The following is a 23409-nucleotide window of genomic DNA, read 5'->3' on the forward strand; positions in this document are numbered from 1 at the left end:
GGACTGCCGCATCTATCGCGGAAAGAAACGTTCCTGGCCCTTCGCTACAACTGTTTCAGATTGTTTGGTGAGTCGTTAAAGATATGGCGCGGCTGTTAAAATACTCAATCTAGTTTTAAGTGCAAGGACAGTGATGAAAGACCATAAGATCCCCGTGGAAACTCCTAGGGCCGCCGCAATTTTGGCTCGTTTCCTGTCGTCGGAGTCCGCCGGCGGTCTTGTCTTGATGGGCGCCGCCCTAGCGGCGTTGATTGTGGCTAATTCGCCTCTTTCCCAAAGCTACTTCTCTGCACTGCACAGCGTCTGGTTAGGCCTGTCGGTTGAGCATTGGGTCAACGACGGTCTGATGGCAATTTTCTTCTTAATGGTCGGATTAGAGATCAAAAGAGAAGTCCTAGCGGGCGGACTATCTACATGGGGCCAACGTGCACTGCCAGGCTTTGGTGCCGTTGGCGGTATGGTTGTCCCTGCGCTGATCTACATCGCAGTCAACTGGGGAAATTCCGAAACTCTGAAAGGATGGGCGATTCCAGCCGCCACCGATATAGCATTTGCCCTGGGGGTCTTATCCCTGCTTGGCAAACGAGTCCCCACTTCTCTGAAAGTTTTTCTAGCCGCCCTGGCAATCATCGACGATTTGGGCGCAGTGCTCATCATCGCTTTTTTCTACACCTCGGGGCTTTCCATGCCGATGTTGCTGGCATCGCTCGCAACCCTGGTAATCTTGGTCGCAATGAATCGACTGGGAGCTAGGCGACTCTTTCCATATCTTCTTGTTGGTGGGGTGTTGTGGTTCTTCGTACTGCAGTCCGGCGTCCATGCCACCTTGGCAGGTGTCGCTGTAGCTCTGTGCATCCCATTAGGTAAAGCCGAGGAAGAGGCACGATCTCCACTGCTGTTCTTAGAAGAGCGGTTGCACTCGTGGGTAGCGTTTGCAGTGGTGCCAATTTTTGGCTTTGCCAACGCGGGCGTTTCACTGGCCGGTATCTCCATGGAAAACCTGGTCGATCCGGTTCCGCTCGGAGTAGCGCTGGGTCTGTTGGTTGGTAAGCAGGTAGGTATTTTCCTGCTCGCGGCTCTGGCCATCAGAATGGGCTTGGCCAAGCTGCCAGAAGGCAGCAATTGGGCACAGCTTTACGGTGTGGCGCTGTTGTGTGGCATTGGCTTCACCATGAGCCTGTTCATAGGCAATTTGGCATTCGCGGGCTCGGCTCATTTGATCGATGAAGTGAAAGTCGGGGTGCTGATTGGCTCGACTCTAGCGGCAATTGGCGGCGTGCTAATTCTGCGCCGCAGCGCTCTCCCTGCCCCTGTCACGGTTAATCTTACTCGGTAAGCTTGCCTGGAAATAACCACAGAGCCTCGCCAACGCTGAGGCTCTGTGGCCCCCCAAAAAAACCGCTACCGTCATATACCAGTCTTATCAAGAGGTGGCCGAAAAAGGTAATGTTCGTGTTTTGGAATCACGGATGACTGCAATGGGTATGAAAATCCGTACGGCAGTGGTGGCAGATGCTGTAGCCATCCAGCGCATTTACGCCCCCATCGTTTCAGCAACGGCGATCTCGTTTGAAGAGATCCCGCCAAGCGCTGAAGAAATCGCTCAGCGAATAGCGACAACGCTTCAGATTTATCCCTACTTGGTGGCCGAAGAAGGTGGGGAGATCAAGGGCTACGCCTATGCCAGCCAGCACCGCGCACGTCCGGCCTACCGGTGGGCGGTGGACGTGACGGTTTACATAGCTGAATCGGCTCGCCGACAGGGCGTTGGCCGTGAGCTCTATGAGACTTTGCTTCCGATCCTTGAAAAACAGTGCTTTCGCGCAGCTTACGCCGGAATTGCTCAACCCAATGAAGGCAGTGTGGGTCTGCACGAGTCGCTGGGATTCGTCCATATCGGGACATATCCGGAGGTAGGCTTCAAGCTCGGGAAATGGCACGACGTCGGTTACTGGCGGTTCGGGCTGTGCCAGACAACTCCTCCACTGGAGCCTATTCTCTTTCCTGAGCTTGAAGTCGCATCACAGTAGGCGCACTCGATTTGCGTCGCGAGCGATCAGAGTTCGCTTTTGAGATAGCTTTGGACTTGGTTGACTACATCTCGAGCGGTGCGTGTCACTCCGATCAATGTTGCAGAGGCAAGCCCCGTCCAATCGCCGTAGCCCACCAGCCACAGTTTAGGTGAAGCAACACTCCGGTTTTCATTCACGGCGACTTTGCCGTCATCGCCAACGATACCCAGGTTGCTCAGGTGGTCGAGCGCTGGAGAAAATCCAGTACACCAGATGACGGCATCGATCTTCGTCTCGGCCCCCGATGGCCATACAACACCTGTTGAGGTGAAATGCGTAAATGGCCGCACCGTGTTCAGCACGCCGCGCTCGCGAGCTTCCTTTATCGGTGGCACCATTACAATGTCTCCCAGCCCTCCAACGGGCTGTTGAGGCTCAATCCCATCTTGTTGCGCCTTCAATCTAGCAGTGGCCCGCTCGAACAGGACGCGGCCATCGACCTCATCTGGAAGATATTTTGGCGATTGCTGAGTCACCCAGGTTGCGTGAGCCACCTTTGAAACTTCGGCGTAAATCTGGGCACCCGAGTTACCACCGCCAACGACAAGCACTGCCTTCCCTTCGAACTCTCTCGGCCCCACGTAATGGGCGGAATGGATTTGCTGCCCCTCGAAAAGCTCCTGCCCTGGATAGGTTGGAATGACCGGACTGCTCCATGTGCCTGTTGCACTGATGACCGCTTTAGCATCCCAGTAAGTATCCCCGGAAAAAACGCGCAACCCGCCTTCGATGTTCTCGACATGGGTCACCCGCGTGGAACGGATGATGGGGAAGTCATATCGGCGCTCGTACTGAGTTAGATAGTCGACAACATCGTCCCGCCCAGGAGTCCCCTCGGGTACTGCTGGCATGGGCCAGCCGGCAATTGAGCTCCAAGCAGACGGCGAGAATAGTCTCAGAGAGTCCCACCCATGCCGCCAGGCCCCTCCCGGTGCTGACTCGGCGTCGAGTAATACGTAGGAAAGGCCTGTACGCCTCAAAAAATAGGCTACGGTGAGCGCGGATTGGCCACCGCCAATGACCACTACATCAAATTTCGAGATTTGATTCACCAGCATCCCTCCAGGCCCATCTGCTTTACATCGGTTTAAACCCTGCGGCCATTCTCATCAATGACCACTTGGCCGTCCTCTTTGGCGAAACTCCCACGCTGTTCTTGCGGTAACAAATCGAGCACAGCTTCTGACGGACGACACAAACGCGTCCCCAAAGGCGTCACGACGATGGGGCGATTGATCAGGATGGGGTGAGCCATCATGGCATCGATGAGCTGATCATCAGTAAGTGACGTATCACCGAGTCCCAGCTCCTCGTAGGGAGTGCCTTTGATACGAAGCAGGGCCCGCACCTCGATACCCATATCCTTGATCAACCTGACAAGCGTGGTGCGGTCAGGTGGGGTCTGTAGGTACTCGATAACAGTCGGCTCTTCTCCGCTGTTGCGGATCAGCTCCAAGGTGTTGCGAGAGGTGCCACATTGCGGGTTGTGGTAGATCGTTATCTGACTCATACAGTTTCCTCGCGGTGACGTTAAATGGAGCGCTGGTTGACGCGCTTGGACAGCTCTTCAGCGGACTCTTTACGCTCGGAGTAGCGATCAACCAAGTAGTCCTGGCGACCCCGCAACAGCAGCGTGAACTTCATTAGCTCTTCCATCACATCCACCAGTCGGTCGTAGTACGAGGACGGCTTCATGCGGCCTACCTCGTCGAACTCGGTGAACGCCTTGGCCACCGAAGATTGGTTTGGGATGGTGAACATCCGCATCCATCGACCCAGTACGCGCAGCTGATTGACCACGTTGAAAGATTGCGAGCCGCCGCAGACCTGCATCACAGCAAGGGTTTTGCCTTGCGTAGGTCGTACAGCGCCAATCGCCAGCGGAACCCAGTCAATTTGGGCTTTGAATACTGCACTCATGGAGCCGTGACGCTCAGGGGAGCACCACACCTGTCCCTCAGACCATTGCATCAGCTCGCGCAGCTCAGCGACCTTGGGATGTGTATCGGGAGCGTCATCCGGAAGCGGCAGACCCGATGGGTCAAAGATCTTGGTTTCAGCACCAAACTCATTCAGCAGGCGTGCAGCCTCTTGCGTGACTAACCGGCTGAATGAGCGCTCTCGCGTTGATCCATACAGCAGAAGAATGCGAGGTTTATGGAGCGAAGGCGTACGAGGCGACAGTTGCTCCAGCGAAGGAATGTCGATCAGGTCGGCGTGTACGTTCGGCAATGTGTCTTGCATAAAAACTCCTACGGCGGCGCCAGGTTGGGCACCGCCTCGGTTGATCTTTAAAGCGAACCGATGCGGTTCAGTTCAGCTTTCAACTGTTCAGCGCTGATGGTCTTCAGTGGCAGCGCAAGAAATGCGCTCACGCGCTCGTGAATTTTGGCGAGTGTGGTTTCAAAAGCTGCGGTGATCTCGGCTTCCGAACCGCTAGCGTCAGACGGGTCGGCCAGACCCCAATGCGCCTTCAAAGCTGGCCCAAAGAAGATTGGGCATGCCTCACCCGCTGCCCGGTCACAGACAGTGATCACGATGTCTGGAGGTGAGGCTTCAAAAGCATCCGAAGCCTTGCTGCTCAAGCCCGCCGTGGAGATACCCGCCGCCTCCAGCGTTTGCAATGCCCGTTGATTCACCCTGCCACTGGGAAAGCTTCCTGAGCTGACGGCTTCTACACCCTCGGACGCCAAGTGGTTGAAAAGCGCTTCGGACAGAATGCTGCGGCAGCTGTTGTGGGTGCACATGAACAAGACTTTCATCAGACGATTCCTTGATTCAAAAACTGAGGCGCAGTGCCAGGGCGGACAATGTGGCGACGAGGATGGGCACGGTCAGCACGATCCCGGTCTTGAAGTAGTAACCCCAGCTGATCGTTATATTTTTCCGGGCGAGCACGTGCAGCCACAACAGAGTTGCCAAGCTCCCAATTGGGGTGATCTTCGGGCCCAGGTCGCAGCCGATGATGTTGGCGTAAACCATCGCTTGCTGGACAACACCATCGACTTCGGCGGCATGAATGGATAAGGCGCCTACCAAAACGGTGGGCATGTTGTTCATGATCGAAGACAGCAACGCTGTTAGCAGCCCTGTACCAAGGGACGCGCCCCAAACGCCATAACCGGCGAACACGTTCAGGATCTGCGCGATGTGGTCGGTCAGACCGGCGTTCTTCAGGCCATAAACAACCAGGTACATACCCAAAGAAAAAATCACCACCTGCCATGGCGCCTCTTTGAGCACCTTGCTTGTATTGATGGCGTGACCACGAGCCGCGATGACGTAAAGAATGAATGCACAGACCGCTGCAATGGCGCTGATTGGCACCCCCAATGGCTCAATGACAAAGAAGCCGATCAGGAGTAGTGCCAACACCCACCAGCCGGCTACAAAAGTGGCCCGGTCGTGGATTGCTTCGTCCGGATTGTCCAGTTGGTTGAGGTCATAGGTCTTTGGTAAATCTTTGCGGAAAAACCACAGCAACATGGCTAATGTCGCCGCCACGCTGACGATGTTTACCGGCACCATGATCGAGGCATATTCGTTGAAGCCGATATCGAAGTAGTCGGCAGAGACGATGTTGACCAGGTTGGAAACCACCAGCGGTAAGCTCGCCGTATCCGCGATAAAACCGGCTGCCATGACGAATGCCAACGTAGCAGCAGGAGAAAAACGCAACGCCAGCAACATCGCGATCACAATGGGTGTGAGGATCAATGCTGCTCCGTCATTGGCGAACAGGGCCGACACAGCTGCGCCCAGCAGGACGATAAATGCGAACAGCTTGCGGGTGCTCCCGCCTCCCCATCGGGCCACATGCAGCGCAGCCCACTTGAAAAAACCTGCCTCATCAAGCAGCAGACTAATGATGATGACCGCGATGAAAGTCCCAGTGGCATTCCAGACAATGCGCCAAACCTCTGGTATGTCGGCAAGGGTAACGACACCTGCCAGCAACGCCACGATGGCACCGAACATCGCACTCCAGCCAACCCCAAGCCCCTTGGGCTGCCAGATGACAAGGACGATGGTGGCGATAAAGATCAATACGGCAATCAGCATTTCATTAATCCGGTTGGGCGTGAATCAGCTACACACGGCTTGGTTGATCGGACGGTCGTTCATGGCGCAGAGGCGCTTAGCCTCGGTTTCCAGCCATTGCTGATTGGCGTCTACTACTTCCTTCAAAACTGCAGTCACCCACGCGGGCAAATCAGGATTCAGTCGGTAGTACACCCATTGGCCTTGGCGACGATCCAACAGCAAACCGGCGGAGCGCAGCAGCGCCAAATGACGAGAAATCTTCGGCTGACTCAGGTCAAGTGCTGCCGTCAGCTCGCATACACACAGCTCACCTTCACTCACGACAAGCAGGGAAATTTTGGCTCGGGTGTCATCCGCCAGGCACTTGAATAAGGTGGTGGGGTTCAAGGGTTCTGTCATAGATCCTCCAGGTGTTTGGTCTTGACCAAAACGAAGAGCTTGATGCGCTCGTGGATGTCGTGGAGCGTGTGGCGAAATGCGCCAGGATCATCGCTAGTTACTGGGTCAGGAAAATCCCAGGCAATGACTTCACCTGCATTGGGTATTGGTAGGCACTCGCTTGCGGATTTATCACAAAGAGTGATTACGTAATCGAATCGGCCAGCTTGAAACTCGCTGATGGACTTGCTGCGCAGGCCCGTTGCATCGACTCCAACTGCCTCCAATGCTTGAGTCGTGCGCAGATCAACCTCAGACGGTTCAGATCCTGCGCTGAAGGCCTCGAAGCGCGGGTCGGTGTGCCGCAGCAAAGCCTCTGCAAGCAGGGAGCGGGCCGAGTTGGCAACGCACACGAAAAGCACTTTGATAGCAGGGCTCATGGTTGAACTCGACGCATATGGAAAATCGAATATACGCTTTGGCAGATATCCGGTAAAGCGAATATGATGTTTGCTGCTTCGGTATGCGCCCTAACGTTCCATGCGTGTCGGCATAAACGAGATGAGAGGTTGGAGGGGAAGATGATGATTCAGGCAAAGGAAATAGCCGGAGGACAGTGGCAGAGCTTTCGCGATGCGCTGAAATCTGCTGATCTTCCAGCAGACGACATTGATCTTCCAGGCCGAACCTTTTTTGAGTTCACACTGGACAGTGAGACGGTCGCATGGGGAGGATTCGAAACGCATGGTACGGACGGGTTGTTGCGTTCTCTGGTCGTAGTGTCGACATACAGATCGAAGGGGGTCGGTATCGCGGTGCTTCGGGTCATTGAAGTGATAGCTGCCGAGCAGGGAATCGCTCGATTTCATTTGCTGACAACAACTGCGTCAAGCTTTTTCGAGCAGCAGGGCTATGCAGTAAATCAACGAGTCTCTGCGCCGCCTCTGATTTCTCAGACGGAGCAGTTCATGGGGCTTTGCCCTGGCTCGGCTTGCTACATGTGCAAGGCGTTACCATTCGACAATGGCTGATAGTCTGCCCATCCGATAGCCTGGGAGGTAGTGTCCAGTTTCGACCTAGCCTTTACATGTGCACATACATGCACATATAGTTCCTTTATGACTACATCACTAACCCGAACCCAAGCCATTGAGGCCGCCATCGAATCGTTGGACGGCGCATTCTTCAAGGCCCTGTGTGAGCCACCGCGAATCGCCGTGCTGAAGCGAGTCATGCTATTAGGTCGCGCTGATGTAACTGAAATTGCGGCTGAGCTGCCTCAGGAGCGTTCGGTTGTATCTCGTCATCTTCAGGTGCTACTGGAAGCAGGGATTGTTCGAGCTGCTAAGGTAGGGCGCCAGATGTTCTATGAAGTGGACGGCCCAGCCATTATCAAGCGTCTAGAAGCCATCCTCCTCCACACCAAAAGCATCGCCCCGTTGTGCTGTCCAGGCAAAAAAGACTGATCCTTTTTTGTATAAAAACGTGCATGAGTGCGCATACATGAACGCAAAAAATCAGATGTTTGATGTTGTTGTCATTGGTGCTGGCCAAGCAGGGCTGGCTAGCGGTTGGCACCTGAAGCAGCAAGGCCTCAATTTCCTTATTTTCGATGGGCAACCGCTGCCTGGGGGGAACTGGCGTAATTACTACGACAGCCTTGAATTGTTCTCACCAGCAGCATATTCCTCTCTTCCGGGGCTTCCTTTCCCTGGAGCAGCAGGCCACTACCCTACTAGAGATGAAGTCGTGCGTTACCTGGAGCGGTATGCCGACTTCTTCCGGCTACCTATTCTCCAAGGGATTAGGGTCGCAAACGTATGTCAGGAAGGCGAAGGATTTCGGATCACTGCCACGAACGGACAATGCTTTTCGGCGAGAGCAGTTGTCGTGGCTTCAGGAGCCTTCAGTCGTCCCTACGTACCCGATATCCCTGGGCTCAAAAACTTCAGCGGCACTCAGCTTCACAGTGCTCATTATCGGAATGCAGAAGCATTTAGTGGGCAACGCATCGTCGTAGTTGGCGCTGCTAACTCCGCTGTACAAATCGCTTACGACTTATCCAACGTTGCAACAGTGACTCTGGCCACGCGAGAGGCGATTCGATTCGCGCCACAACGGATATTAGGAGCAGATTTTCATACTTGGTTGAAATGGACAGGCCTAGAGAAAACTAAGTGGCTAAACGATCAAAGCACGCCTGTACTGGACGACGGCACGTACAGAAAGGCTCTGAGATCCGGATACTTCAATCAAGCAGCAATGTTCTCCGAGGTCACTTCAACAGGCGTGATTTGGGCCGAAGGTCAGCATGAAACCGTTGATAGCCTCGTTTTTGCCACTGGCTTTCGTCCGAACCTGCCATTTCTCCAAGGCCTTCCAGTAATGGATGAGCAGGGACGAGTGGCGCAACGCGACGGGCGAGCAGTTCATGTCCCAGGCTTGTACTTTGTAGGCTTGCCCAAACAACGCAACTTCGCCTCTGCAACCCTACGAGGCGTGGGGCCTGATGCAGAACACATACTCCCGTATTTGCTAAAGCGAGTTCGTAATTTGGAAGCCGCCCCCACGCTTGTAACGCAAAACTGAGCAGCTTACGTTTGAAAAACACAAGAGCCCGTAGCTAGTGAAAAACCTAGAAAGCAGCCAGCAACCTATCAACCGACTCAGGCTTGTGTGGGCATTAGGCATCGCACAAATCCTCGCTTGGAGTTCGACCTATTACCTGCCAGCAGTTCTTGCGACACCAATCACCAAAGAAACAGGATGGTCAGTTACGAGCGTAGTAATTGGATTGTCTTGGGGACTGCTGGTCGCAGGAGCTTGCTCGCCCATGGTGGGACGATGGATCGACCGAAGTGGGGGACGCCCCGTGTTGGCAGCTAGCTCGTTATTTTTGGCGATGGGTATGCTGTTGATGGGCTTAGCCAGTAACTTAGCCGTTTATTACCTAGCATGGACGCTGATCGGCGCGGGCATGGCTGCTGGTCTTTATGACGCAGCGTTTTCGACACTCGGACGACTACTTGGCGACCATGCACGTGCCTCGATGACTGGTCTAACCTTGCTAGGTGGGTTTGCCAGCACCTTAGGCTGGCCACTGATCGCAGGCCTAGAGCACCAGATCGGGTGGAGGTACAGCTGCTTTGCCTTAGCTGCAACGCATCTGGTAGTTGGTCTACCAATCCATCTTCTGGCAATTCCCAGCGAGAAAGGCCCCCCAGATGAATCTGCACCTCTTGCAAGTATCCAGTCCACTGCAACTGCCAGCAAATTAACCAATCGCATATTCATCCTGCTGGCAGCGCTACTGACATTCCAATCCCTGGTGATTTCCTCCGTTTCAGTCCATCTACTTGATGTGCTGAAACTGCTTGGCATCGCAACCTCAACGGCATTAGCCATAGGAATGATGATTGGGCCATCTCAAGTCGTGGCACGCCTTGCTGAGTATTCGATTGGGAGAAACCTGCACCCTACCTGGTCGGCTCGTATCGCCATCCTGCTATGCGGTGTGGGTATTGCCCTACTTTTACCGGCCATCCCGTGGCTAGCCTTCGTAGCCCTGGCGCTTTACGGAGCAGGTAATGGAATTCTGACCATTGCTCGCGGAACATTACCCTTGGCTCTATTCGGCGCTGATGGCTACGGAACACGCATGGGGCTGTTGGCTCGCCCCATGCTGATCGCCCAGGCTGCAGGCCCTGTAGCAGCAGCACTTGTTCTAGAGAAATTTGGTTCAATCCCGCTGTTGGTTGGTATGTGCGTTTTAATGGCGATTAGCTTCATCACAAGCCTTGCGCTTCCCACCGAATAAATGCTGGCGTAGTGATCCCAAAACGGCACATTAATCCTTGTTTAAGGGCTTAATGTGCCGATTAGGACACCTTATGCCGAGATGATCTCGAGGGCGAACAACGCTGCAGCCCCAGTGCAGGATGGTGTGCTATGAGCTGTCGACAAGCGCGAGCGCAGGTGATCAAGGTGGTGATGGCTTTTAGCCTCGATGCCAGCTAGATTTGGAGCTTTCTCCGATCAAGGATAGATATGAAAAAGCTCATCGCAGTCATTGGGATGTGTGTCGCGCTCGGCGGTTGCGCCACATCCCACTACACCGCAGGTCGAGACTTTCCGTCGGCTAGTGTAGCGAGCATCACCAAAGGCAAAACTACGACTGCTGAGTTGAAGTCGCTATTTGGTGAGCCCTACGCTAAGAGCGCAGTCAGCGAGACCGACGAGAAGTGGATCTACACCTACACCAATGGCTCAGCCCATGCCCAGAGCTACGTGGTCACCATGAAGGTGACGACTACGGGCACTCAGAAAACGCTCGACGTTTTGATCCGAAATGACGTGGTCATCAACTACACGTTCAGTGAAGGCCCCGCTCCAGGCACTACCACTGCGACGAACTAAGTTCGCCACCTTGCCATTGGGCGACCCACTGCGCTCAGCACGTTGTTGATGGAGCAAGCTCATGGACAGAACCTATGCCTTCGTGGATGAGTCCGGGAATTCCGACCTTGATACGTCAAAGGGAGGAAGCTCGGGCTTCTTCGTCGTGTGCTCCATTCTGGTGGCAGAGAAAGACCTGGAAGCTGCTTATGCCCAAGCTGAAGCACTCCGCATGCGTCATTTTCAAACAGGCGAGATCAAATCCAGCAATCTGAAGCCGAAGGATTCAGATCGCCGTGTCCGAATCCTCAACGAGCTAGCTGAGCTGCCATTCAAGCTCTATTTCACCGTCGTTGATAAATCCCGAATTCACAAAGACGGCGGGCTCCGTATCAAGACCTCGTTCATAAAATACGTGAACGGGTTGCTCTATGAACGTTTGTTCCGCACATACCCTGACCTCCAGATGATCGTAGACGAGCATGGTGGCCAGGAATTTCAGGAGAGCCTCAAAAGCTACGTTGCAGAACGATTCGTGGACGACCTCTTTGGCGATAAGGATGCCTTCCAGACGATGGCCAGCAAGGACAACGTATTGGTTCAGGTCGCAGACTTTTTTGCTGGCTCAGTCGCTCAGATCTACGAAGAGAAAGCATCGGAAGAAGCAGTTCTTGCCTACAAGAAAATCCTTCGCAGTCTGACTCTTGGAATGCTTGAGTGGCCATCCAAGTACCAGTCTCTTCTGCCACCGCCGACGGATGAATCTGGGTATGCAGACTACCAGGTACACCAAGAAGCTATCCGCCAAGCTGATCGTTTTAGCGAGCGGGCTGGTGAACATCCTGATGAGGATGAGCGCCTGCAATTGAGTATCCTGCGGTTCTTAAGATTTCAAAGCGAATTCGTCACCAAGGATTACGTGCTGACTACGGAGATCATGGCCCATCTAAAAGACAGCGGACTGGGAGAGGTCAACGGCCAGAGAATTCGTTCCAGTGGCATTGCCAAGCTTCGGGATGCGGACGTCATCATCACAAGCGCGGCAAAAGGCTACAAGATCCCTCAAACACGGGCAGACATTAACGAATTTCTTGAAAGAGCGTCAGGCATTGTTGTTCCTCTACTGGAACGGGTCAAAAAGGCTCGAGAGGTATATCGGCTGAGTAGTCGGGGAGAATATGACATCGTGACCGCACCCAACCTGGCTGAGCTTGCCAAGCTGCTCGCTGCGCTTGAGGCATTTGCGGATGACTGAGCTCGGTAATTACGACGAACCTCAGCGGGCTGCATTGATCCAGGATGAAATCCTAGATATCTTGAAAGAAGACAAGGTGCTTGCGCGTAGATTCTATCGCCTGACCGGCAAGCCGCTGGGCGTGACCGGCGAGGTCGCAGAGTACGAAGCTGCTGCTAGGCTCGGCCTGTTACTACATCCTGCAAGGCAGGCAGGTTACGACGCTACAGAGGCGCTGGAAGATGGCGTCGCGAGAATCCAGATCAAGGGCCGCTGTATCCTGAACCCGCAAAAGATTACGGGACGTATGGGTGCAATTGATTTACGACAACCCTTCGATACAGTGCTCTTGGTGCTGCTTGATTCTGAGTTCAACGCATTTGCAATGTACGAAGCGAGTCGTGCCAAGGTAGAGGCGGCACTGACCCTACCTGGCTCGAAAGCCAGAAATGAACGGGGAGCGCTGGCGATTAGGCAATTCATGTCGATAGCTACCTTGCGCTGGGCTCGCCATGAGGCCCGCGAATCAGAGAATTAATTGCCGTCCTAGGGCCGTGCGATGGTGTACGTGGCTATGACTCGCAGCGTTAATGTTCCCAATACGGGACATTAACCATCGTTTTTGGGCTTAATGGCCCTATCTGGGTACATTACGCTGAGCAACGGAATGCGACCAATAATGACTATAGCCCCCAACTTCAGCCAGGCTATCTTCTGATGTTGAGGCAACCCCTTGATGGCTCCTGGAATAGTTTCTAAATATCTGTGTAGTAACACGGCACCATAAAGATTCAGCCGTAGCTTTATTTATATTTTTATAAAGGAAAGGCTGTGATGTAACTCCACGCGCAGAAAAAATAATAATCGACGTGGTTCGCCACGAAGCTAGGTGCCGCAAGCGATAGGAAGTAGTGGACAATGGCTGCGTATAGACAGAAGCATACAGTCCAAGCAAGCCAGTAAACGGTGCGTCCGGACGATATAGGTTTTTCAACCAAGCGCTTCCAGTCGTCGGCAGACATAAAGTTGTAGATCTTCTTCCGCCACCCTTCTCTACTGCTGTCAGCAAGACTGTTAAAACGCAAGGTTGATAGAGTGTTGATAACTATGCTCAATATGAGAAGTGCAGAGACACCGAGATACAGAATCGTGGTAGCTGTATCGGCCACGCCTGCAGTCGCTATCGGAGTCTTGAGAGCTAAAACAACACCCGCCACCGCGAAATCACGCCAGAGAGCTGATATTAAATCCCTTGTCGCAGTTTGTGTCTTATTAACCTCGTCCTGCAAACCCTTGCGCAGATCCCCTAAGCTTTTGACAGCCTCCTTGCTTTGATCCTGGAGATGAAAGGCGAACGCTTCCTTGGCCCCCGAGAGGCTATTTTTTAAGAGTGGCGTTGAGCCAGAGGGCCACGTCGTTCCACTGTTCCAGTTGATAGCAATGTGGTTGTTGAAAAGTTGGAATTTCGTTTCACACTCCCTAGGGGTGGAGTAGATCCACTGGCAGGTGTCGTGAAGCGTCTCAAAATTGATATCAGCCCAGTTAATAGGCTGGTCTATAGCTATGGGGAGTGAGCGCCCGCCTCGAAATATTACATGAGTCTCATCATCTTCCTTGCGAATCTCGGCTGGCAAGCAAAAGGAAAGCTTTTCCACCGCCACGCGTTTCCAGGCTGTAAAAGGTTCGCTTTCAGCAATTGGCTCAGCAGTCAGCAGCCATGGCTCAAGCGACGGAGGGGTAAGGGAGTGGGTAAGATCCCGTACCATTTTCCAAGGTTTTTCAGGATGTTGAGTGGCGGTCGGTAAATTTTTATCTCCACCCATTTCTTTCACTAGGAACTGATGAGTGGAAAATTCAAAGGTTTCACCTGCAACCCACACGCACATTTTCTGTGAGTTCTGTGCTGAAAATTGGTTTGACCTCAACCAGTTTTCGAAACCTTTTAAAGTTAGGAAATAACACCAGCCATCATCCGTTGGCTTCTCCAAGATGACTGTCAGTCTGTCATTTTCCACATCCTCCAAATCGAAATCTTTGATCTCGATGCTGTCGGAAACTTCTCCAAAAAGCTCCATCTTTCCGATGCCCACAGAACAAACACGCTGGGCAAGATCTTTCAATTCTCGAACAAACCCGGAAGATGTAACGCTTACTTCATCAATTCGAAAAATATGCGTAGTTTCAACCTGCGCAGAACCACCTGACGCCGTAAGTCGCTCAAAGAAGCTGCGAAGTTCCAGCGCTAGCTGTTTCATGATTCACGCAAGCGACTTGTACGAATAGTAATAACAGTTTCATCCTTTCCATTTTCAATAGTTAAGCTTCCCTTTGCACGCGCAGGCATATTGATGGTTATGCCTTCACTTGTTACGTATTTCTTTGCCTCATTGGTAGGTAGCTCTTCCTCATCATAGGAGAACACCTCACCAGTCAAATTTAGGCTTTCCAATTCTTTGTCAAAGGTCGCCCGGATTTTATCTTGGCCATTGATGCCAAAAAAATCTGTGAAGAATTCGTCGACTTCAAAGTCTTTACGCTTTTTCGCAATCTCAACGACTTTCTCAGCGACCTTCGATGTGATAGCAGGCGGCAGATCACCCAGGTGTGTCCTTACAGTTTTTTTGATTGCCTTAACCAAATCTACCGTCATTTCCTTTGAGTTCCGGAGGCGCTCTACTCCCAGGAATTCTTTGAAGAAATCACTGATTCCTGAGCGGCTCATTTTATCAATGATCACTACTTCTGAGTCTTTGGAATCCAAATCAATAAGAGCTGATTTCTGCAACGCTTTTGGTGATTCAGTAAAGTTGTTAGTAACTGCCTGAAGTATTGCCTGGGCGCCCTTAGTTTCAAATGTCACGACTTTTTCAGAGTCGTACTTGATTAAGGAATAAAACCTTTTAGCCCCTGTAATTAAACCAATTACAATCAACACGCCTGACTTCATCCGTTTATCACCAAGGCGATGAAATTGCCGCGCCAAGCTCTTGGAGATATCGACAAAATTCGACTCGCCCTTTTCCCAACTATTCAATTTGGCCTGTACTTGAGATATTTCAGCGAAAGAGAATTTATTGCCCTTGAGGGTTTCTTTGATGCGGTCAATGAAGAACGGCTCGAAGGTGCTTAAGGGGGTGTCGTCAAAAAGGATCGGATCATCGGCTCGATGATGCACCACGTGAAAAATGAAATTCTCGATTTTCAGGGCTTCGATTTCTTTATCCGTAAGAGTGGCCAAATTAAATCCTCATCCTTGCTGGTGGCGACATGACATTAAGCATTGATGTAAGCACCTTTTCAGCGTTATGCCTAGCGTCCCCCGCAGGGCATAGCATACGAATTACTGTATGAATATACACCTATAGAAAGCGGTTGGCTGCCGTTTGGCCCCACCCAGGATCACTTGTCCGATGGAAGGCTCACTGGTAAGCGTGTTTAAGCGTGCATGAACGCTGAGCACTGGGTTACATTTTTCGAGATTCTTTTGGTGCTTTTATAAAGAAGCAATAATTGCTTTTATTTTATCGCTATGGGATGCTTCTTAGCATCTGACAGGAGATCTATCCCATGAACGACATTATTTCGCTCATCGAAAACGCCGCAAAGACGAAGAGTGACCTGGCGTCCGCATCTATCCGCATGCCCAAGGAGCTCTACTCATTTATCGAAGGTCTGGCTGATCAGCTCGATCTGAGTCGCCAGGAGACAATGCTGAAACTGCTAGAGAAGGGGGTTGAAGCTGCCAAGGCTGCTCTGAAGCTTGATGACAAAGAGCAGGCGGCAGTAGACATCGAGTTACTCGAACCGTCGAGCTTCCACCTTCTGAATACGAACAAGCGTCACTCATTGGAAGACCATGACCGTATGCTGAGCGAGGGTAGCGCAGCAGCTTTTTATGCCCCTTGGAAGTACAACATTGACCGTATAAAGAAAGGTGACGTGGTCTTCTTGTACGAAAATGGCAAGGGGATCGTCGCCTTCGGCCAAGGTACTGGCGAAACTGAAAAACGTGAGCATCACGGCTATCTCGAAGAGTGCCATTTTCAGCGACTGATGGATTTCACCATCTTGGATAAGCCGATTTCGGCTGCGGAGATCAAGAAAGCGGTACAGAAAAATGTCGTCTTCTTGCGCACGATGTCTCCCATGCCCGATGGCCAATTGCTGCTGAATCTGATCCAAAAGCGCTCCGCATGAAGCCTGGTGGGCGTAGTCAAAACAACCATCCCAACAGGGGCTAGGATCGGCTCAGTACGCTGCAGGGGTAGCCAACCGCACAGGCTCAATCTCTCCCTAAGTCCGCTCAGCCCATCTCTAAAGGATGGAATGATAGGGAGTCGTATAAATACAACACTCGGGTTGTATTTATACAAATATTACACGGCAATCAATGAACGCCAGCATTCCTCAGTGTCTACTGACGATTGACACGATCAAGACCGGACGGACAGTATTCGGACGAACAATTCACGCACCACATAATGGTTCAAGTCCGTGTGGGCCCACCAAACAATCAAAGGCTTATGCTTAATGGCGTAGGCCTTTTGTTTTTGTAGCTCGTCATACAATCAGTCGAACCCATCCACCTGGACGTGAATGGTGCATGCGGGACATGGGTAAAATCAAATCGCAAGGGAGCACGCAATGAGCGTAATGGAAAAGGAACTTCCAGAAATACACATCGGCGACACCATCAAAGTTCTTGAACACTTGAGTACATGCAGACCGCTGAAGGCATCTGCAAGGCGTAGCAGGCTCGAATTGAATGCGGAGAAATTTGCCAATTGGTGTCTCGTTATCGGCGGTGGCGGGATGGCCGTCGCTGCCTGCATGGCCTACTGGCATACATCGCAGGCTCCGCTGCCGGAAGGGGCCAAGTATCTGGCTCTCTATCTTGTGCTCTTCTCGACAATATCCACTTTGCTGTCACTGCTTACCCCCATGTTGGCACTGATCTATGCGCTCTTCCGATGGGAGACCATCACCTTGAAAAGCATGATTGCCGATTTCAGACACGAGAATGCATTAGTGGATTCGCTTCAACCTCATTCGGAAGTGGCACTTCTGGATGCGAAGTATTGGCTCGAACTCAGAATCAATCGAGCAGAAGCGCGTGTCGCCCTGTTTTTTGGAGAAAAAGCTGCAGCCCTTGCTCTGCTGGGAACGGCCTACGTCTGCGCGGAAAAATTCGGCGGTTTTCCCTGGATCAGTAAGACCTTATTGGCCGGACCTGTGAACGGGAACTGGGGTAATAGCGCCCTATTGATGATCATTGCCTTGGTACTCGGTCTTTCCATAGGAGCGGTACTGCTCAAACGAGTGAATCTTCGATACCGCTTCCAGATCGAACTTATCGATCAAGCCTTACGCAGAATGGCCAGATAACGGTCAATCCAGCGCATAGAAATCCGCGAAGTTACGCGGATTTTTCGTTTCCGCTCTTCGCGCCCCATTGACCAGACATTCGATTACCGCCCACAAGCGTCCCGTCGGTTGAGCCTGTAACATGCTCTCTCCAAGAACCGCGTTCTAAGGAGCCGCCCCTTTGCCAGACACCCGCCCCCCCGCCCTCGACGAAATCGACCGCCAGCTGATCGCCGCCCTGCAAATCAACGCCCGCGAAAGCGTGGCGATGCTTGCCCGGCAGCTGGGCATTGCGCGCACCACCGTGACTTCGCGGTTGGCGCGGCTGGAAAAGGCCAAGGTGATCACCGGTTATGGCGTGCGTCTGGGGCAGCGCGTGGTCGATGGCGGGTTGCAGGCGTATGTCGGGATCAAGGTGCAGCCGCGTTCCGGCAAGGAAGTGTTGCGCCGGCTGAGCGCGATGGCGCAGGTGCAGCAGCTATGTGCGGTGAGTGGCGAATTTGATTATGTGGCGTGGTTGCGCACGGACTCGCCGGAGCAGCTGGATCAGTTGCTGGATCAGATTGGCAGTGTGGATGGGGTGGAGAAGACGACGACGTCGATCATTTTGAGTAGCAAGATCGATCGGGGGCAGCCGGTTTAAATGTGTTGGCTGAGAGGGACTCTTCGCGAGCAGGTTCTCTTCTACACCTGGTCGGTATGCAGTCACCCATCGTCATATTGATCAGTTAAATGGCAAAACGACGACATATTGCGTCTTATTAACGTGTTCTACGCTCCCTAAAATGGCTGGCATCTTTTCCTATACTCAGACGCGCGTCTTGCGTCGGGTCGCCAACAGGGTCAGCCATGAACAAGAACAATCGCCATCCTGCAGACGGTAAGAAACCCGTCACCATTTTCGGCCCGGACTTTCCGTTCGCGTTTGACGACTGGATCGAACACCCGGCCGGTCTCGGCAGCATTCCTGAACACCACCATGGCGCTGAAGTGGCAATTGTCGGTGCCGGTATCGCTGGTCTGGTGGCCGCGTACGAGCTGATGAAGCTCGGCCTGAAACCGGTGGTATACGAAGCTTCGAAGCTCGGTGGACGCCTGCGTTCGCAGGCGTTCAACGGTACCGACGGCATCGTCGCGGAACTGGGCGGCATGCGTTTCCCGGTGTCCTCCACGGCGTTCTACCACTACGTCGACAAGCTCGGGCTTGAGACCAAACCGTTCCCGAACCCGCTGACGCCAGCCTCCGGCAGCACGGTGATCGATCTGGAAGGCAAAACCCATTACGCACAAAGCCTGAAGGATCTTCCTGCACTGTTCCAGGAAGTGGCTGACGCCTGGGCAGATGCGCTGGAGGCGGGCTCGCAGTTCGCTGATATCCAGCAAGCCATCCGTGACCGCGATGTGCCACGCCTCAAAGAACTGTGGAACAAACTCGTGCCGCTGTGGGACGACCGCACGTTCTACGACTTCGTGGCCACCTCCAAGGCCTTCGCCAAACTGTCGTTTCATCACCGCGAAGTGTTCGGTCAGGTCGGTTTCGGCACGGGCGGCTGGGATTCGGACTTCCCCAACTCGATGCTGGAAATTTTTCGCGTGGTGATGACCAACTGCGACGATCACCAGCACCTGGTGGTGGGCGGTGTGGAGCAAGTGCCGCAAGGCATCTGGCGCCATGTGCCGGAGCGCTGCGTGCACTGGCCGCAAGGCACCAGCCTGAAATCCCTGCACCGTGGCGCGCCGCGCTCCGGCGTGAAGAAAATCGCCCACGCGCCGGACGGCCGTTTCGCTGTCACCGACAACAACGGCGACACCCGCGAATACGCCGCCGTGCTGACCACCTGCCAGAGCTGGCTGCTGACCACCCAGATCGAATGCGACGAAACCCTGTTCTCGCAGAAGATGTGGATGGCGCTGGATCGCACGCGCTACATGCAGTCGTCGAAGACCTTCGTGATGGTCGACCGCCCATTCTGGAAGGACAAGGATCCGGAAACCGGCCGCGACCTGATGAGCATGACCCTCACCGATCGCCTGACCCGTGGCACTTATCTGTTCGACAACGGTGACGACAAGCCCGGCGTGATCTGTCTGTCGTACTCGTGGATGAGCGACGCACTGAAGATGCTGCCGCACCCTGTGGAAAAACGTGTGGAACTGGCGTTGAACGCGCTGAAGAAGATTTACCCGAAAGTCGATATCGCCGCGCGGATCATCGGCGATCCGATCACCGTGTCGTGGGAAGCCGACCCGTACTTCCTCGGTGCATTCAAAGGCGCCCTGCCCGGCCACTATCGCTACAACCAGCGGATGTACGCGCACTTCATGCAGGACGACATGCCGGCGGAGCAGCGGGGGATTTTCATCGCCGGTGACGACGTGTCGTGGACCCCGGCGTGGGTCGAAGGCGCGGTGCAGACTTCACTCAACGCGGTGTGGGGCATCATGAAACACTTCGGCGGTTCGACACATAAAGAGAACCCGGGCCCGGGTGATGTGTTCAAAGACATCGGCCCTATCGCCCTGCCCGAGTAAGAGGAATCCCCGATGCGTGTAGCCCTTTACCAATGTCAACCGCTGCCCCTGGAACCCGCCGCCAACCTGCATCGCCTGCAGCAACTGGCGATGGAGGCCAAGGGTGCCGACCTGCTGGTGCTGCCGGAAATGTTTCTGAGCGGCTACAACATCGGCAAGGAAGCGGTCAGCACCTTGGCCGAGGTCTACAACGGCGAATGGGCGCAACAGATCGGTCGAATCGCCAAAGCCGCCGGGCTGGCGATCGCTTACGGGTACCCCGAGCGCACGGCCGACGGGCAGATCTACAACGCCGTGCAGTTGATCGACGCGCACGGCGAGCGCCTGTGCAATTACCGCAAGACCCACCTGTTCGGCGATCTGGATCGGTCGATGTTCAGCCCGGGGGATGATGATTTTCCCATCGTCGAACTCAACGGCTGGAAAATCGGTTTCCTGATCTGCTACGACCTGGAGTTTCCGGAGAATGCGCGGCGTTTGGCGCTGGCCGGTGCCGAGCTGATTCTGGTGCCGACGGCGAACATGATTCCGTTCGATTTCGTCGCCGACGTCACCGTGCGTTCCCGCGCCTTCGAAAACCAATGCTACGTGGCGTACGCCAATTACTGCGGACAGGAAGGCGAGATCCACTATTGCGGGCAAAGCAGCATCGCTGCGCCGGACGGCAGCCGTATCGCCCAGGCCGGCCTCGATGAAGCGTTGATCGTCGGTGAGCTGGATCGGCAGTTGATGGCCGATTCCCGCGCCGCCAACCGCTACCTCAACGACCGTCGCCCCGAGCTTTACCACGCGTTGAACAAGCGCTGACCCTACGCAATCCGCTAGCATGGGCACTTCACTGTTATGGAAGTGCCCATGCCTGCGCCGACTCACCCCCGCCCCCACACTGAAACCCTGGCCAACGGCTTGCGCTTGACCCTGCGTCAGGTGCCCGGTTTGAAGCGCAGTGCCGCTGCATTGCGGGTGGCTGCCGGTAGCCATGACGTGCCACTCGAGTGGCCGGGGCTGGCGCATTTTCTTGAGCATTTGCTGTTTCTCGGTACCGAGCGTTTTCCTGCGAGTCAGGCGTTGATGGCCTACGTGCAAAGTCACGGTGGCCAAGTGAACGCCAGCACCCGCGAACGCACCACCGACTTCTTCTTCGAACTGCCGACCTCGGCCTTCAGTGCCGGGCTTGAGCGTCTGTCAGACATGCTCGCCCAGCCGCGTATGAATCCGGACGATCAATTGCGCGAACGGGAAGTACTGGACGCGGAATTTGTCGCGTGGTCGCAAGATCCCACAGCTCAGCAGGAACTGGCGTTGTACGACGGTTTGCCGGCAACACATCCGCTGCGCGGATTTCATGCGGGGAATCGCGACAGCCTGAAAGTTGAGTTACCAGCCTTTCAAAAGGCGCTGAAGTATTTCCATCAGCAGTTTTATCGCAGCGGACAAATGACCCTGAGCCTGGTCGGACCGCAGAGCATTGAAGAATTGCGCGTACTGGCGCAGCAGTTTGCCGCCGCGCTGCCGGTTGGGGATAAGGTCGAACAGGCAGCGACCCTGCCTTTGGCGGTGAACAGTTATCAACAGGTCGGCGAGCGAAGCAGCCATCTGTTGTTCGCTTTCGAAGCGTTGCCCGACTCGTCCGCCGAAGCGCTGGCGTTTCTCTGCCATTGGCTGAACAGCGCCAAGTCCGGCGGTTTGCTCGCCCATTTGCAGCAACAACGCCTCGCGGACGGTTTGAAAGCGGTGCCGCTGTATCAGTTCGCCGGGCAAGCGTTGCTGGACCTGCAATTCACCGCCCCAGCCGAATCCTTCAGCGCCATTCGTGAACAGTTTCTGGACTGGTTGAGCTTCTTTGCCGCGCAACGGGACTGGGCAGCGTTGCGCGAGGAATACGCCAAATTGCTGGAACGCCAGCAGCAAGTCAGTGGCGCACTGCATCTGGCGCGCCGCGACAGCGAACAGCTTGCACACGGCTTGTCGGAAAACGGCGTCGTTGTGCTCAAACACATCCTGCGCGACATCGGTGTTGTGGATAACTTCAGCGCGCATTGGCATCGGCCTGCCGCCAACCCATTCCTCGGTTCCAGCGAACCGCTGGCCAACGCCGGGCTGATCCGCGGCCAGACCAGCGCCCATCGTGGATTGCGCACTTTCGCTCAGGATCGCTCGCGCGGGCGGCGTGAGCGTTCACCGATGCAGTTCAGTCAGGCGCTGCCGGACCACACTGATCACGGCGCGATCTACTTGCGTTGGCAAACCGCAGCGCAGGCTGGCGTCGATCTGCAAGGCAAGCTGCAACGCAGTCTGCAGGAAACTCAGGAAGATGCACGGCAGGCCGGCGTCGAAATCGCGTTCAGTGCCAGCGGCACTCAGTGGCTGCTGAAACTGACGGGACTGCAGGAGCCGATGCCCGGTGTCCTGGAACACGCGCTGAAATGTCTGACGCAAATTGACGCCGATTCAGCCAACGCAGGGCCGGAAGCGCCGTTGATACCAATCCGTCAGCTGCTCAAGGCGTTGCCTGAACATTGCCTGCCATCGGCCGTCGAGTCGAACGACGCCAGACAGCTGTGGACAACTTCGCGCTGGGACGGATTGGCCGTTGGCCTTAACGCACAGACGCAATCGGCCATGGGTCTGGCCCTGAGCCGCATCCCCGGTACACCGGACAATCAACTGCCGACAGTGCCGACGATCAATACGCAACATTTGTGGAGCCGCATCGACACCGCTTCCAGCGAGCATGCACTGCTGCTGTTCTGCCCGGCCGCAGGCCACGAAATCGCTGACGAAGCCGCCTGGCGACTGCTCGCGCAGCTGTGCCAGACCCCGTTCTATCAGCGCCTGCGAGTCGAATTGCAATTGGGCTACGCGGTGTTCAGTGCCTTGCGACAGGTACATGGTCAGAGTGGATTGCTGTTCGGTGTGCAGTCGCCAGAGACTGCGCCCGTTGAGCTGCTCGGCCATATCCAGCAGTTCCTCAAAGACATTCCTGCGCTGATCGAAAACCTCGACGACGTGCATTTCACCCAGCAACGCCAGTCACTCGCCGATCAGTTCGATGAGCGTCAGCTGTCCGGAAAAGACGCCGCCGAGTTGCTGTGGCAGGCCAAACTCGCGGGCCACTCGTCGGATTATCTGGCACAACTGCACACGGCCATTGGTCAACTGCAACGCTCGGCATTGCTGGCGGCAGCGCAGCGCTTGCTCAACGCCGAGGGCGGCTGGCACTGCCTGGCCAGCGCACCGTCACCCGGCGCACCGTGGCAAGCGACAAAATGATCATTACCAAGGCTGCAAGGAGCTTTCTCAAAGATTCACGGGCAATACCGTTGAAATTTTGAGTAACATAGCAGCCTAACTATTTGGAACATCCCTGCGCTGCCGTGGACTATAACT

General features: G+C 54.4%; 24 protein-coding genes. 15 read left to right on the forward strand and 9 right to left on the reverse strand.

Annotation, left to right across the window (positions count from 1 at the left end):
• Window positions 1-133: 133 nt before the first annotated feature.
• Entirely contained in the window at window positions 134-1336 is a 1203-nt protein-coding gene (gene nhaA, locus B1722_RS16540) for a Na+/H+ antiporter NhaA (RefSeq protein ID WP_086793486.1), read from the forward strand.
• Window positions 1337-1478: 142 nt separating this feature from the next.
• Window positions 1479-2030 carry an arsinothricin resistance N-acetyltransferase ArsN1 family B gene (locus tag B1722_RS16545; protein ID WP_086793488.1) on the forward strand — a complete coding sequence of 184 codons (552 nt, stop codon included), beginning with the start codon at window positions 1479-1481 and terminating at the stop codon, window positions 2028-2030.
• Window positions 2031-2056: 26 nt separating this feature from the next.
• Here B1722_RS16545 and B1722_RS16550 read toward each other — a convergent pair whose 3' ends face one another.
• From B1722_RS16550 to B1722_RS16580, 7 genes are read right to left on the reverse strand one after another with little or no spacing between them, the layout of a single operon-like run.
• On the reverse strand, window positions 2057-3130 hold the full coding sequence (locus tag B1722_RS16550; RefSeq protein ID WP_086793490.1) for an ArsO family NAD(P)H-dependent flavin-containing monooxygenase: 1074 nt from the start codon (window positions 3128-3130) through the stop codon (window positions 2057-2059).
• A 29-nt stretch (window positions 3131-3159) separates the two neighbouring features.
• Window positions 3160-3582 (reverse strand): arsenate reductase (glutaredoxin), encoded by a 423-nt coding sequence (gene arsC / locus B1722_RS16555; protein WP_086793491.1) that lies wholly within the window; start codon window positions 3580-3582, stop codon window positions 3160-3162.
• Between the two features lie 20 nt (window positions 3583-3602).
• Complete coding sequence (gene arsH, locus B1722_RS16560) at window positions 3603-4316, reverse strand: arsenical resistance protein ArsH (RefSeq protein WP_086793494.1); 714 nt, start codon at window positions 4314-4316, stop codon at window positions 3603-3605.
• A gap of 47 nt (window positions 4317-4363) precedes the next feature.
• On the reverse strand, window positions 4364-4834 hold the full coding sequence (locus B1722_RS16565) for an arsenate reductase ArsC (RefSeq protein WP_086793496.1): 471 nt from the start codon (window positions 4832-4834) through the stop codon (window positions 4364-4366).
• A 16-nt stretch (window positions 4835-4850) separates the two neighbouring features.
• Entirely contained in the window at window positions 4851-6134 is a 1284-nt protein-coding gene (locus B1722_RS16570; RefSeq protein WP_007247284.1) for an arsenic transporter, read from the reverse strand.
• 24 nt (window positions 6135-6158) lie between these two features.
• Window positions 6159-6515 carry a metalloregulator ArsR/SmtB family transcription factor gene (locus B1722_RS16575; protein WP_086793498.1) on the reverse strand — a complete coding sequence of 119 codons (357 nt, stop codon included), beginning with the start codon at window positions 6513-6515 and terminating at the stop codon, window positions 6159-6161.
• Window positions 6512-6934: an arsenate reductase ArsC gene (locus B1722_RS16580; RefSeq protein ID WP_086793500.1), complete on the reverse strand. Its 423-nt coding sequence runs from the start codon at window positions 6932-6934 to the stop codon at window positions 6512-6514. The genes B1722_RS16575 and B1722_RS16580 overlap by 4 nt, the downstream gene beginning before the upstream one ends.
• 141 nt (window positions 6935-7075) lie before the next feature.
• Here B1722_RS16580 and arsN2 point away from each other — a divergent pair, with 141 nt between their 5' ends.
• The 7 genes from arsN2 (at window position 7076) to B1722_RS16615 (ending at window position 12661) form a co-directional block, all read left to right on the forward strand.
• Window positions 7076-7525, forward strand: a complete 450-nt coding sequence (gene arsN2, locus B1722_RS16585) for an arsenic resistance N-acetyltransferase ArsN2 (protein WP_256578861.1) — start codon at window positions 7076-7078, stop codon at window positions 7523-7525.
• A gap of 87 nt (window positions 7526-7612) precedes the next feature.
• Window positions 7613-7960 carry a helix-turn-helix transcriptional regulator gene (locus B1722_RS16590; RefSeq protein ID WP_086793504.1) on the forward strand — a complete coding sequence of 116 codons (348 nt, stop codon included), beginning with the start codon at window positions 7613-7615 and terminating at the stop codon, window positions 7958-7960.
• A gap of 37 nt (window positions 7961-7997) precedes the next feature.
• Window positions 7998-9083 carry an NAD(P)/FAD-dependent oxidoreductase gene (locus B1722_RS16595; RefSeq protein ID WP_086793506.1) on the forward strand — a complete coding sequence of 362 codons (1086 nt, stop codon included), beginning with the start codon at window positions 7998-8000 and terminating at the stop codon, window positions 9081-9083.
• Window positions 9084-9120: 37 nt separating this feature from the next.
• The gene (locus B1722_RS16600) at window positions 9121-10311 is read left to right on the forward strand and encodes an MFS transporter (protein WP_086793508.1); all 1191 of its coding nucleotides are present in this window, start codon (window positions 9121-9123) and stop codon (window positions 10309-10311) included.
• Window positions 10312-10541: 230 nt separating this feature from the next.
• Complete coding sequence (locus B1722_RS16605; protein WP_086793510.1) at window positions 10542-10910, forward strand: hypothetical protein; 369 nt, start codon at window positions 10542-10544, stop codon at window positions 10908-10910.
• A gap of 61 nt (window positions 10911-10971) precedes the next feature.
• Window positions 10972-12144, forward strand: a complete 1173-nt coding sequence (locus B1722_RS16610) for a DUF3800 domain-containing protein (protein WP_086793512.1) — start codon at window positions 10972-10974, stop codon at window positions 12142-12144.
• The gene (locus tag B1722_RS16615; protein ID WP_086793514.1) at window positions 12137-12661 is read left to right on the forward strand and encodes a hypothetical protein; all 525 of its coding nucleotides are present in this window, start codon (window positions 12137-12139) and stop codon (window positions 12659-12661) included. The genes B1722_RS16610 and B1722_RS16615 overlap by 8 nt, the downstream gene beginning before the upstream one ends.
• Window positions 12662-12938: 277 nt before the next feature.
• On the opposite strand, the gene B1722_RS16620 is transcribed toward B1722_RS16615, so the two are convergent.
• Window positions 12939-14378 (reverse strand): hypothetical protein, encoded by a 1440-nt coding sequence (locus B1722_RS16620; RefSeq protein WP_086793516.1) that lies wholly within the window; start codon window positions 14376-14378, stop codon window positions 12939-12941.
• Window positions 14375-15361 (reverse strand): nucleoid-associated protein, encoded by a 987-nt coding sequence (locus tag B1722_RS16625; protein WP_086793518.1) that lies wholly within the window; start codon window positions 15359-15361, stop codon window positions 14375-14377. Before B1722_RS16625 ends, B1722_RS16620 begins: the two co-directional genes overlap by 4 nt.
• A 329-nt stretch (window positions 15362-15690) precedes the next feature.
• Here B1722_RS16625 and B1722_RS16630 point away from each other — a divergent pair, with 329 nt between their 5' ends.
• The 6 genes from B1722_RS16630 (at window position 15691) to pqqF (ending at window position 23292) form a co-directional block, all read left to right on the forward strand.
• Window positions 15691-16320 (forward strand): hypothetical protein, encoded by a 630-nt coding sequence (locus B1722_RS16630; protein ID WP_086793521.1) that lies wholly within the window; start codon window positions 15691-15693, stop codon window positions 16318-16320.
• Between the two features lie 447 nt (window positions 16321-16767).
• On the forward strand, window positions 16768-17508 hold the full coding sequence (locus B1722_RS16635) for a hypothetical protein (RefSeq protein ID WP_041070024.1): 741 nt from the start codon (window positions 16768-16770) through the stop codon (window positions 17506-17508).
• A gap of 160 nt (window positions 17509-17668) precedes the next feature.
• On the forward strand, window positions 17669-18130 hold the full coding sequence (locus B1722_RS16640) for an Lrp/AsnC family transcriptional regulator (protein WP_007966501.1): 462 nt from the start codon (window positions 17669-17671) through the stop codon (window positions 18128-18130).
• 206 nt (window positions 18131-18336) lie between these two features.
• Window positions 18337-20019: an NAD(P)/FAD-dependent oxidoreductase gene (locus B1722_RS16645; RefSeq protein WP_047297002.1), complete on the forward strand. Its 1683-nt coding sequence runs from the start codon at window positions 18337-18339 to the stop codon at window positions 20017-20019.
• A gap of 12 nt (window positions 20020-20031) precedes the next feature.
• A complete protein-coding gene (locus B1722_RS16650) occupies window positions 20032-20826 on the forward strand; it encodes a carbon-nitrogen hydrolase family protein (RefSeq protein WP_086793523.1) in 795 nt (264 codons plus the stop codon).
• A gap of 48 nt (window positions 20827-20874) precedes the next feature.
• The gene (pqqF, locus tag B1722_RS16655; protein WP_086793525.1) at window positions 20875-23292 is read left to right on the forward strand and encodes a pyrroloquinoline quinone biosynthesis protein PqqF; all 2418 of its coding nucleotides are present in this window, start codon (window positions 20875-20877) and stop codon (window positions 23290-23292) included.
• Window positions 23293-23409: the final 117 nt, after the last annotated feature.

It is taken from the genome of Pseudomonas sp. SCPG-7 (assembly GCF_002156405.1).
GTDB classification, from domain to species: Bacteria; Pseudomonadota; Gammaproteobacteria; order Pseudomonadales; family Pseudomonadaceae; genus Aquipseudomonas; species Aquipseudomonas parakoreensis.